At 49.3% G+C, this 12000-nt stretch carries 11 protein-coding genes; 7 read left to right on the plus strand and 4 right to left on the minus strand.

From position 1 onward, the window contains the following. Positions 1-27: 27 nt before the first annotated feature. On the minus strand, positions 28-1323 hold the full coding sequence (locus tag NZM01_01895) for an ABC transporter substrate-binding protein (protein ID MCS6958786.1): 1296 nt from the start codon (positions 1321-1323) through the stop codon (positions 28-30). An 85-nt stretch (positions 1324-1408) separates the two neighbouring features. Between NZM01_01895 and NZM01_01900 the strand changes: the two genes are divergently transcribed. From NZM01_01900 to cobA, 3 genes are read left to right on the plus strand one after another with little or no spacing between them, the layout of a single operon-like run. Further along, positions 1409-1951, plus strand: a complete 543-nt coding sequence (locus tag NZM01_01900; GenBank protein ID MCS6958787.1) for a DUF2854 domain-containing protein — start codon at positions 1409-1411, stop codon at positions 1949-1951. A 49-nt stretch (positions 1952-2000) separates the two neighbouring features. Then, positions 2001-4055: a polyphosphate kinase 1 gene (gene ppk1 / locus NZM01_01905; GenBank protein MCS6958788.1), complete on the plus strand. Its 2055-nt coding sequence runs from the start codon at positions 2001-2003 to the stop codon at positions 4053-4055. After that, entirely contained in the window at positions 4052-5548 is a 1497-nt protein-coding gene (gene cobA, locus NZM01_01910) for a uroporphyrinogen-III C-methyltransferase (protein MCS6958789.1), read from the plus strand. The genes ppk1 and cobA overlap by 4 nt, the downstream gene beginning before the upstream one ends. A 1-nt stretch (position 5549) precedes the next feature. Here cobA and NZM01_01915 read toward each other — a convergent pair whose 3' ends face one another. Next, positions 5550-6179, minus strand: coding sequence for an alpha/beta fold hydrolase (locus tag NZM01_01915; protein MCS6958790.1), 630 nt, complete (start codon positions 6177-6179; stop codon positions 5550-5552). 209 nt (positions 6180-6388) lie between these two features. Here NZM01_01915 and fabZ point away from each other — a divergent pair, with 209 nt between their 5' ends. Continuing rightward, positions 6389-6832, plus strand: coding sequence for a 3-hydroxyacyl-ACP dehydratase FabZ (gene fabZ, locus NZM01_01920; protein ID MCS6958791.1), 444 nt, complete (start codon positions 6389-6391; stop codon positions 6830-6832). Between the two features lie 8 nt (positions 6833-6840). Then, entirely contained in the window at positions 6841-7626 is a 786-nt protein-coding gene (lpxA, locus tag NZM01_01925; GenBank protein ID MCS6958792.1) for an acyl-ACP--UDP-N-acetylglucosamine O-acyltransferase, read from the plus strand. On the opposite strand, the gene mtnP is transcribed toward lpxA, so the two are convergent. Together mtnP and NZM01_01935 are read right to left on the minus strand one after the other, a co-directional pair. After that, on the minus strand, positions 7605-8477 hold the full coding sequence (gene mtnP, locus NZM01_01930) for an S-methyl-5'-thioadenosine phosphorylase (GenBank protein ID MCS6958793.1): 873 nt from the start codon (positions 8475-8477) through the stop codon (positions 7605-7607). The two genes, lpxA and mtnP, sit on opposite strands and share 22 nt — an antisense overlap. Next, the gene (locus NZM01_01935; GenBank protein ID MCS6958794.1) at positions 8478-8981 is read right to left on the minus strand and encodes a hypothetical protein; all 504 of its coding nucleotides are present in this window, start codon (positions 8979-8981) and stop codon (positions 8478-8480) included. Positions 8982-9122: 141 nt separating this feature from the next. Here NZM01_01935 and fabD point away from each other — a divergent pair, with 141 nt between their 5' ends. Both fabD and NZM01_01945 read left to right on the plus strand, forming a co-directional pair. After that, complete coding sequence (gene fabD, locus NZM01_01940; GenBank protein ID MCS6958795.1) at positions 9123-10016, plus strand: ACP S-malonyltransferase; 894 nt, start codon at positions 9123-9125, stop codon at positions 10014-10016. A 916-nt stretch (positions 10017-10932) separates the two neighbouring features. Continuing rightward, positions 10933-11997, plus strand: a complete 1065-nt coding sequence (locus NZM01_01945; GenBank protein ID MCS6958796.1) for a transporter substrate-binding domain-containing protein — start codon at positions 10933-10935, stop codon at positions 11995-11997. Positions 11998-12000 lie beyond the last annotated feature (3 nt).

Raw genomic sequence — 12000 nt, forward strand, 5'->3', positions numbered from 1 at the left:
CTTCTCTATTTCTTCATACTTAAAAGTTTACGCGGAAATGCGGTCAACTATCTTGATTTTGCCATCAGGCTCCACTGTCCAGACATCATAGGCACCTTGCACATCCCCATTGCTATCTAGGTCGACGTTACCACTTACCCCTTGGTAGTTAATATCTTGCCCTTCCCGTACCCGCTGGAGGGCTTCACAGATATTGGTTACCTCTGCCCCTGGGGGAGCAGCTACCTCGCGAATTTTAGTTTTGATTTGTGCTCCCTGGTTAGACTTGGCCGCCTCTGCCCCCAGCAAAATCAAGGTGGTGGCATCGTAGGCATGGGGCACAAAGGCACCGATCGGTTGGTTGTACTTCGCCTCGTAGTCTTTCTGGAACTGCTCTAAGCCCTTGCCATCGGCACCGGGAACAGTCCCAAGGGCACCGGCAATGATCATCTTGCCATCGGGTTTTGTCCCCACTGCTTTGGGAAAGGCTTCTGTCTGTACCCCATCGGTTAGAAGCAGTTGCACTCCCTCTAATAATCCCAATTCATAGGCAGATTTTAGGACCGCCGCACCAGTATCGGGGTAAAGAGCAGCTGCTACTGCCTCAGGTTTATTGCCAAAGGCTTTCCGCACTTCTGCTTCAAATGTAGTAGCTTTGGGGTCATAGCGACTGGGGTCTTGTTCGTTGAGGATTTCCCCCCCTAGGGATTTGAAGGTCTCCACGAAGACTTTTTCAAAACTCACGCCGTAGTCGTTGTTGATGACAATAGTGCTGACTTTACGAAAGCCTTTATTGTAGGCAAGTTTAGCGAGGGCGGCGGCTTGGTAGGTGTCAGGGGGAGCGGTGCGATTCCAAAAGTCCTGGAATTCTCCCTTTTGTGCCCGCTCGGTAAATACAGTACTGGTACTAGCAGGGGAAACCATTACCACCTGGTTGGGTACAGCCACTGCCAACGCCGCACTGGAAATGCCACTGCCAAAGGCTCCCACTACTGCCCCTACTTTGTCGATCGTGGCTAACTTATTCATTGCCTCTGCCCCCGCTGTTTCCGAGGTACGGTCATCTTCTTTGACTAGTTGGACTGGTTGCCCCAGCACCCCGCCACAGCCATTAGCTGTTTCCACTGCCATCTCGATTGCTTTCACCATTGGTTCGCCAAAGGCTGATAGGTCACCTGTTATAGGCAGCAATACTCCTACTTTGAGAGCTTGAGCTTGCCCACTGGGACTACTCCCCCCCGTTGTGGGGGCTTTGGCTAGGCGGTCACAGGCTACCACACCGATCGTGGTCAACCCAGCTAGTAGCACTAACAGGAATTGAGTCAGCCAGCGTCCTAATGTCATATCTGCCACGATAGATTCTCTTCGGTGTTATTGTGACACAGGTTTCTGTCAAAATGGAAGACGAGGGCACAGAGAAAACAGAAGTATGTTAGGCAAGGTTTCCCTAGGCAAGTGGGGGTTGATCGGAGGAGCAGTCTTGACTCTGGTGGGTGTAGTTGCCTATGCCACCAATAATCCGACCTTGAATTTAGTCGGTTTTTTCTACGGCATTCCTCTGTTTTTGGGGGGCGCAGCACTCAAAGCAGCAGAACTAAAACCAGTACCCCTTGTTATTCCCACTACACCAGCAGTACTACAATTACGACAATCCCAGGCAACTCCTACCCTCAAGCAATTGTATGCTGATGTCACCCGCTATCGCTACGGCACAGAGGCCCACCTCCTGGAGGCATTGCAACGGCTCCAACTCTCCCCTAATGACAGAGAACGTCCCCTATTGGTGGGCATCTACGAAACCGATCGGGGGGGCAAATATGCCCTTGTTTTGCGCTTTAGTTCTCCCCATTTTGACCTAGGGGCATGGCAAGCAAGGCAGGACAAAATTAGTAGATTTTTCGGTCCAGGGGTAGTAGCAGAAATCACTAGCCCCGCTGAACACACGATCGATGTTGCCTTGGTTGTAACTTAACGGTACCCCTCTCTACTATCATGCATAATGGCGGGTTAGGGGAACAGGGATGGAGCAACGCTATTTTAATCGTGAATTGAGCTGGCTAGCCTTTAACGATCGGGTACTATGCGAAGGGATTGACCCCCGTACCCCCCTGCTGGAACGGGTAAAGTTTGTCGCTATTTTTAGTAGCAACCTGGACGAATTTTTCATGGTGCGGGTAGCAAATGTCAAGCGAGCAATTGCGCAATGTCTGGATACGCGTACCGATGACGGTTTAACCCCTAGGCAGCAGCTGCAAGCGATTCGAGCAGCGTTGGTACCGCTAGTGCAAAAACAACAGGATTTCTTTGAACACACACTCCGCCCTGCCCTAGAAGCAGAGGGAATCTTTATTTTCGACTACAAGGGTTTAGACAAAGAGAATCAAATAGCTTTAACAGAATACTATGAGAAACAAGTCTTTCCTGTGTTGACCCCCCTAGCCATCGACCCTAGTGACCCTGGACATCCTTTCCCCTACATTTCCAATTTGAGCTTAAACCTGGCGGTGGAAATAGCGGATGATACTGGTAATCGCTACGCCGCCCGTGTCAAGGTTCCCACCGTCTTGCCCCGTTTTGTCCCCCTGCCCCACCCTAAACCTGACACCTACGCTTTTATTCCCCTGGAGGAGGTGATTGGTGCCCACCTACACACCCTTTTCCCTGGCATGACAGTCTTGGAATACCATCCCTTTCGCATTACCAGAGATGCTGAACTAGACATTCAGGAAGACGAAGCCGATGACCTCATCTCCGCTTTGAAAGAAGAACTGCGCAAACAAAAATTTGGACCGGTCACAAGGTTAGAAATCTCCGATCGGGCTCCCCTTGCCACACGCAAACGTCTGCAAGAACAACTGAGTCTAGGGGAAGAAGACATTTACGACATCAATGGTCTGGTTGGTCTAGGCAGTTTAATGGATTTGACCCATCTCCCCTTACCCCATTTGAAAGACAAGCCCTGGCGCACTAGCAGTCATCCCCGTCTGAAACAGAAGGACATCAGTATTTTTGATGTGATCAAAGGGGGGGATTTACTGGTTCACCATCCCTATCAGTCTTTTACTACTACAGTGCAACGCTTGATCGAAGAAGCGGCCGATGACCCCCAAGTTCTGGCAATTAAACAGACTCTATATCGGACATCGGGGGATTCACCCATTGTGCATGCTTTAATCAGAGCGGCAGAAAACGGCAAGCAAGTAGCAGTATTAGTCGAATTAAAAGCCCGCTTTGATGAAGCCAATAATATTGCCTGGGCAAAGAAACTGGAAGATACAGGAGTGCATGTAGTCTATGGCATTAAGTATCTAAAAACTCACACGAAAACAGCAATGGTGGTGCGCAAAGAGGGGAATGAAATTGTGCGTTATTGTCACATTGGCACAGGTAACTATAACCCCCGCACCGCTAGGTTTTACAGTGACCTAGGCATTCTCACCTGCAATGAAGAGCTAGCGGCGGACCTCACTGACTTGTTCAATTATTTAACAGGTTACTCCAGACAGCGGGAATACCGCAGAATCCTAGTAGCTCCTGTCACTATGCGGCAGAGATTTCTCCAATTAATCGATCGGGAGAAGCAGTTCGGCAAAGGAGGACGCATTATTGCCAAGATGAATGCCTTGGTTGACCCGCAAGTAATTGATCATCTCTACGATGCTGCCCAGGCGGGGGTAGAAATTGATTTGGTTGTCAGGGGTATTTGTTGCTTGCGTCCAGGGGTACCAGGTCTCAGTGAGACAATTCGGGTGGTGAGTATTATTGGGCGCTTTTTGGAGCACTCCCGCATCTTTTATTTTGGCAATGGTGGCAATCCAGAACTTTATATTGGCAGTGCCGACTGGATGCCGCGCAACCTAGATGCCAGAGTAGAAGTGGTGACCCCTGTTCTTGACCCCCAAATTCAGGCGGAGTTGAAGCAGATCATTGATACAACCTTGGCGGACAATCGTCAGGCATGGGATTTACAACCCGATGGCAAATACATTCAACGCCATCCCGCGGCGGGTGAGCCAGAACGGGCTTCCCAAGTGCAATTTATGTTGATGGCAAGACCTAACTTTTTTGACGAATGAACAGTGGTTTTGTTTACATAGTGGGAGCGGGGGTCGGCGGTGTCGGTAATCTGACTGTCAGAGCAAAAGAGTTGTTGGGGGAGGCAGAAGTTGTTCTGGCTGATGATTTAGTCGATGAGAGTGTGAAATCTTTAGTCCCCCCTACCTGTACATGGCAGACAGTGGGCAAACGGGGTGGCAAACCGAGTGCTACCCAGGATGAAATTAATCAACTGCTAGTCGAGCTGGCGCAAAACGGCAAAACAGTAGTGCGGTTGAAAAATGGCGACCCCTGGGTGTTCGGCAGAGCTAGCCAAGAAATCAGAGCCTTGCAGGCAGCGGGTATTGGTTGGACAGTAATACCAGGTGTTTCTAGTGCCCTTGTCTCACCTCTTTTAGCGGGGATTCCCTTGACTGAGACCGATCGTTCTCCCTGTTTTGTTGTGGCTACGGGCCATGACCCCGATCGTTTACCTTGGCAGGCATTGGCAGAGATACCCACTTTGGTTATCTTAATGGGTACCAGATTTTTAGATGTCATGCGGGCGCGGTTGCAAGCCTATCGTCCCGCAGAGACCCCCATAGCTGTTATTCACAGGGCGGGTAGTTGGCAGCAGCAGGTGTGGACGGGTACATTGAGGGATTTAACTTTGCCAGCAGATGTTGATCTGTCGCCGGCGGTAATTGTGATTGGGGAGCTGGTCACAGACCGATCGTTTTTCACCCCCTCCTTGCCTCTAGCCCACAAAAAAATATTAGTCACCCGTGCGGCTGGGCAGTCCTCTGAATTTGTGCAGGGTCTTGAGAAACTGGGGGCTTATGTCCTGGAGATGCCGACGCTGGAGATCACCCCCCCTTCCAGTTGGGAAGCCCTCGATCGAGCGATCGGGGAAATTGAACGCTATCACTGGTTAATTCTCACGTCCGCTAATGGGATTGAGTCCTTTTTTAGTCGTCTGTTCCTCCAGAACAAAGATGTTCGCGCCTTACATCATCTCAAGATAGCTGTAGTGGGCAAAAAGACAAAGGAAATGCTGCAAACCTATGGGGTGGTTGCTGACTTGGTGCCGCCCAATTTTGTCGCTGACAGTTTAGTGGCAGTTTTTCCGGACGTAAGGGGACAAAATATTCTCTTTCCCCGCGTTGAATCAGGGGGCAGGGATGTCCTGATTACCCAGCTAACTGCCAAAGGGGCAACAGTAGACAGTGTCCCCGCCTATGAGTCTATCTGTCCCCAGACTATTCCTACTGCAGTTGTACAAGCAATTGCCAGCAGAACGATCGATGTCATTACCTTTGCTAGCTCTAAAACAGTTTTACACTTTGCCCAGCTACTGGATGGCGTGACCGATCGTGCCACTTGGCAGAGCTGGTTAGAAAATGCCAAAATTGCCTCCATTGGTAGCCAAACCTCCCGCACCTGTCAAGACATCTTTCAGAGAGTCGACATAGAAGCCCAGGAATTCACGTTGGCAGGGCTGCAAGCAGCGATCGTTGAGTACTTTCGCTATTAGGTTAAAGCTGCCAGAAGTTTTGCGTCTCCGCCCAGATATAGTCCAAGACATTAGCCAAACTATGGTCATCTGCCACCAAACGTACTGTCACGCTGGGGCGACCCTGAGCAAATTCCATACTCCTTTGGGGCAAAACCACATCGTCATATTTGCCGTGAATAATTAAAATCGGCAATTCCCGCTGGAGACTATTTTCCTCCTGTTGGCAGGCATCGACAAAAAATTCATAGTGGAGGGGCAGCTCCCGTCCTAATCCATAGTGATAAAAGTTACGCCTCCCCCTGCTACGCCAATTTGCCATCTCCTCATTCCCCAGCATCTGCTGCAGACATTCCCCAAACCGAAAAGCAGGCGCTAGGAGAATCAAACTCTTGACATTTGTTGCCCGACTTGCCCACAGTGTGGCTAGCAATCCCCCCAAACTAGAACCCATGACATAACAGGGAGTGTCACCATAGTTAGCCTGCAAAAATGCCAGTTGTTTAGATAGAGTAATTGTGGTGAAATCCCCTAAATTTAGATCAGGGGTGAGTAAATTTAAGCCCCGTTCCTGAAACCGATCGGTGAGATAACTAGCCTTGTGGGACTGGGCGCTCGACCCAAAGCCATGTAAATAAATGTAGTGCACCATACTGCAACCAGCGGTTTATTATCCATAGTTATACTAAAGATAGCAATCCTCTCATCAATTACCACCGATTGATTTTAGATGAGCCTTGGGTAACACAACAAAATCAGAATCAGTGAGAAGTTGATTACCCCATCCAGCCTAGGTTCAGCAAATATTGTTCTATGGGTAACAAATTGTGCTACAACTAAACCTTAGTTGTTGGCGATACCATGACGAATCCAGTTTTAGACGTAGAAGCAATTCAAAAAATCTTGCCCCATCGTTATCCCTTTTTACTGGTAGATCGCATCATTGCCTATGAACCAGGACGATCGGCGGTGGGGTTGAAAAATGTGACAATTAACGAGCCGTTTTTCCAGGGGCATTTCCCCAACCGTCCAATTATGCCAGGGGTCTTGATTGTAGAGGCAATGGCGCAAGTGGGGGGAGTAGTGCTGACCCAAATGCCGGGGGCAGAGGGACAGTTATCCCTGTTTGCGGGGATTGATGGAGTCAGGTTTCGTCGTCCCGTCCTCCCTGGGGATCAACTGATTATGACGGCAGAGCTGCTGGTGGTCAAACAGAAACGCTTTGGTAAAATGCAAACGAAGGCGGAAGTAGATGGACAACTTGTGTGCGAAGGTGAGTTAATGTTCTCCCTAGTGGCAATGTAATTTTTACTATGCTGATCCATCCCACGGCAGTAGTCCATCCTGGTGCAGAAATCCATCCATCGGTGCAAATCGGTGCCTACTCCGTGATTGGGGAGTACGTCAAAATTGGGGAAAATACCCGCATCGGTACTCATGTGGTAATTGATGGATGGACAGAAATTGGTGCCCGCAACAAAATTTTTACGGGAGCTGTGATTGGCACGGAACCCCAAGACCTCAAGTATGACGGTGCCCTCACACAAGTCACGATCGGAGATGACAATCTGATTCGGGAGTATGTAACCATCAATCGTGCTACCTTTGCGGGCGAGAGGACAGTCATTGGTAATCACAATCTCCTCATGGCTTATGTACATGTGGGGCATAACTGCACTATCCAAGACCGAGTAGTGATTGCTAATTCAGTGGCGCTCTCCGGGCATGTCCTGATTGAAAGTCGGGCACGGGTCAGCGGTGTACTAGGTGTCCACCAGTTTGTCCATATCGGTCAGTTGGCGATGGTAGGGGGTATGAGTCGCATTGAACGGGATGTCCCCCCCTTTATGACGGTAGAGGGCAATCCTTCGCGCGTGCGGGCAATTAACCGCATTGGGTTGGAACGGGCTGGTGTAGATGCTGAAACGATCGGGGAGATCAAAAATGCCTTTCGCATTCTGTATCGCCAGGGGTTAACTTTACAGGAAGCTCTCAGTAAGTTAGCTGCCTCTGCCAATCCTTACGTGCGTCATCTCTACGATTTTCTCCTAGCCTCTTCTACCGCACCCGGTCGTCGTCACCCTATCCCTGGCAAATAGGGGCGCAATATAGGTGCCAATGCCTGCAACCGCTCAGGGGGTACTTGCCTAAGGTCAGTCAGAATCGCTTGCTTGAGGGCGCTATGGGCGGGGGAGACAGGGGGATTAGCTGTGATCATGGCTACAGCCTGACGTATGACTTGGCGAGCAGTTTCCGCGTTCTGTTGGAGGTTAGCCACCACCATCTCCACTGTGACCGCCGCGTGGTCAGGATGCCAGCAGTCATAATCTGTCACTAAAGCCAGAGTAGCATAGGCAATTTCTGCTTCCCGCGCCAGTTTCGCTTCTGTGACATTGGTCATGCCGATAACGCTTGCGCCCCATTGGCGATATAAGTGGGATTCCGCTTGGCTAGAAAATGCTGGTCCCTCTATGCACAAATATACCCCCCCCCGATGGACATTTGCCCCTACCGCTGTAGCCGCTGTAGCTAATATCTCCGCCAGATAAGGACAGACAGGTTGACTAAAGGAAACATGGGCAACTATCCCTTCGCCAAAAAAAGTGTCTGCTCGTTTGTAGGTGCGATCGATAAACTGATGGGGCACGACTAAGTCCAAAGGGCATATTTCTGCCTGGAGGGAACCCACCGCTGAAGCCGACAGGATATACTTTACGCCCAGTTCCTTGAGGGCATAAATGTTGGCACGATAGGGCACCTCCTGGGGCAAAAGATGGTGAGTCCTGCCATGGCGGGGAAGAAAAACAACCTTGGCACCCCCTAGACTTCCCCCTAGTAAAGTGTCAGAAGTGGCACCAAAGGGAGTAACTACCGAAATCTCCTCTTGCAATTCCAGGTCAGGCATCTGGTACAGACCACTGCCGCCAATGATACCAATTGTGTATGTCATTTAATACTCCAAAGATGCGGTGTAAACCCCAGCCCGATCGGGTAGGCGGTACCATTTTCCTTCCTGCTTGCCCTTGGATAGACTCTTAGTGACACGGTCTTTTGCCACTTTGAATTGTTCAGGCGTGAGGTCTCTACCGTAGAGAGCGTAAACGATCGTATCAGTGTCAACGGCTCCCCCCTTAGTCTTGAGGACTTGAGCGATCGCTTCATGCATGGTCAGGTTGTGGTAAGGCTTGATAATCTTTAATCCTTGTACTCGCTCTCGCCGTCTGCCCTTAGGTTTTTGACTGGTAGTGCTGTTGACTGCTGGTTTATCGTTCACAGTCGCAGTGCCGTTCTTTGTGGCGACAGAGAGGAGAAGTTCCACTTGGGAAAGCTGCAGTTTAGCATATTCACGACAACGATCGAACTCCTCCAGGAGAGTGTGATAGGAATGACGAAGGGTGCGCAGGGATAGTTCTATTTGTTCAGGGGAGATGTCCATAGCTGTTTTCTCACTCATAGTTAAGGGGCTTTGTGCACTTCTACCAATAATATAGGACATTCTTTTGTGAAAGAGAATAATTTTTTGCGGGTGAAACTGGTATACCTGGCGTGGTAGGCTGTTATTCGTTTGTTTTTACAGGTCTTAATATCAAGCAATATGAAAACTGTGTGGGTATTTCCAGGACAAGGTTCACAAACTCCAGGTATGGGAGCTGATTTAGTAGACTCGGAAAAATTTAATCAAGCCTCGGAGGTGCTAGGGTGGTCAGTGGCAGAAGTCTGTCAAGGGGGCGGTGACATGCTCTCCCGCACAGATTTTACCCAGCCTTGTTTGTATGTTATTTCTGCTGTCCTCTCTGATTTTCTAAAAGAGCAGGGGCATTACCCTGATTTGGTCGCCGGCCACAGTTTGGGGGAATATTCTGCTCTCTACTGTGCGGGTGCCTTTGACTTCCTGACGGGCTTGCAATTAGTGCAACAACGATCGCTATTAATGTCGCAAGTAGAGGGGGGGAAGATGGTGGCGTTAATCGGCTATGACCGAGACAAGTTGGAATTTCTCCTCTCCCAGCGGCAGGATGTTGTCATTGCCAATGATAATAGTTTCGATCAGGTAGTGATTTCTGGCTTGGAGACAGCTGTGGCAGAGGTTGTGGCAGAACTAAAGCCGAAACGGGCAATTTACCTACCTGTCAGTGGTGCCTTTCATTCTCCTTTCATGGCGACAGCAGCAGCGGCATTTAAGCATCATCTCGATCGGGTTACTTTCTCTGATTTATCTGTACCGTTGCTCTCCAATGTGGCTCCCCAATCCCCGACAACCAATGGTGCCCTTTGTCACAAGTATTTAGCGGAACAGATGACAGCCCCTGTGCGTTGGCGAGAATTGTGTTTACACTTACCAGCCTTGGGGTGTGAACAAGTGATTGAAGTGGGAGCAGGCAGAGTTCTCACAGGCTTGATCAAGCGCACAGTACCTGGTCTCAAACTGGTCAATATCAGTGACCGACAACAAGTACTGGAATTGGCATCTGCTGATATGAGGAAGTGAAATCATCTCTGGCGGGACAATGGTTCTTGCTTAGGATTGATACCATAATGCTATCGGCATCCTTAGTTTGTCATTGGATGATAAACCAAGAGGGCAAAGCAGCAAAATTTACTACGGCTGTAAACAAATCTAAGATACCTGCACTCTATAGCTCAAGTATCATCCTAAAGCCCTGTCTCGCCAGATTATGCTAAGCAGTTGTCGAGGTCTGATAGAAGTATTAAAGGTTTACAGCAAGACGATTCTGGATTATTTACATCATCGGGACAGTGCTAATTAGGAATTGATGCACGATCGGTAACAAAGGACTGAGATTGATTGATTACTTTGCCGGAGCAGCAGATTCTGGTAATTAATGAAATTAGACTAGTATTGGGGTCAAGGGTTATACTCAAACTTATCAGGATAATTCTGGATGGACAAGTTTCTGAGGTTGGGTATAGAGGATATTTACGTTGAATGACCTATGATAGACTCAGGTTTACCAAGAGGGCTGTTAGGATGATAGTCCCATGATTTCACTGCTGTCAATGAAGCAATTCAATCTGAAGAATAGTGTTACATTCCTCCAGCTATCCAAGAGCTTCTGAGATTGGGAAAATGCCATCCCAAGCTAGATTAGGATTATAAGTACTTAGTCTCCACAAAGCAAAAGTCCTTCTGTCTTGGACAGAGCTTCACGGGATAGTGCAAAGTTTTATACAATGAATCATAGAGTTATATGGTTTGACTAGTGATTAAGGACTGCTTATGGTTTAATAGAATCAGCTACTACACGGGTTCCTTAGCCATATCTTACTGCAATATTGTGGTAGGACTGAAGATATGCTCCTAAACTTTCTCAAAAGAACAGTATCTTCTTATGCATAACGTTTCCAAGGTTGGGGTTAAGGCAGCAGTAGTTGTGCTTTCTATCATGGGCGCACTAATCATTTTGCCGTGGTCATTGGCGCTTCCTGCCAGTGCTTCCCCAGTCCCACCGCAACCGCAGCAGGTGCTACGGGTGGCAACGCGCATTATCGAGCCCCTGGTTGTGGAGCAAGGTGACATGCTAACTGGCTTCAGCATTGACCTATGGCGCGAGGTGGCACGCCGTGCTGGGTTGAAATACCAGTTTGTCAAAATAGACACTTTACAGGCAATGCTCAGGGCAGTCGAATACGGATATGCCGACGTTGCTATTGCAGCAATCAGTATGACACCTGAACGCGAGGCTCGTCTTGATTTTGCCCATTCCTACTACCAGTCTGGGTTGCAGATTATGGCACCGATTCGGAAGACTAGTTTCCTCAGGCTGTTATCCAACATTCCGTGGCTAGAATTGCTGGGTGTGGTCGGTGGATTCTGTTTTCTGGTTTTGATTGCTGCCCATGCCATCTGGCTGGTTGAGCGAGGGCACAACCCAGATTTCCCAAAGAGTTACCTGCGCGGTGTTGGTGAGGGAATTTGGTGGGCTGTGGTCACAGTCCTCACTGTTGGCTATGGCGACCGCACACCGAAGCAACCCTTGGGGAGAGGAATCGCTATTCTCTGGATGTTCACCGGTCTGTTCCTCGTTGCCCAGCTCACTGCGACAATCAGTGCACGACTCACTTTGCAGGGACTACAAGGTCACATTAGTGGGTTCGAGGATTTGCCTGGCAAGCGCATAGTCACCATTGCTGGCACTACAGCCGATCGGTTTCTGACCACCCGTGGCATTGAGCACGACACAGTCAGACGAGTCAAGGAAGCGTACACACGCTTGCAAACTAATCAGTCTGATGCATTTGTCTACGATGCACCAATTCTAAATTATTACGCTTCTCACGCTGGCAAGGGTAAAGTACGTGTGGTCGGCGAACTTCTCCAACCAGACCCCTACGGTATAGCCCTCCCGCAGAAAAGCCCCTACCGCGAAGCTATTAACATTGCTGTACTGGAACTCTACATTGATGGCACGCACCAGCAACTGACACAACGTTGGTTCAGCAAAGTGTAGAGA

It is taken from the genome of Pseudanabaenaceae cyanobacterium SKYG29 (assembly GCA_025055675.1).
Taxonomy (GTDB): domain Bacteria; phylum Cyanobacteriota; class Cyanobacteriia; order Pseudanabaenales; family Pseudanabaenaceae; genus M5B4.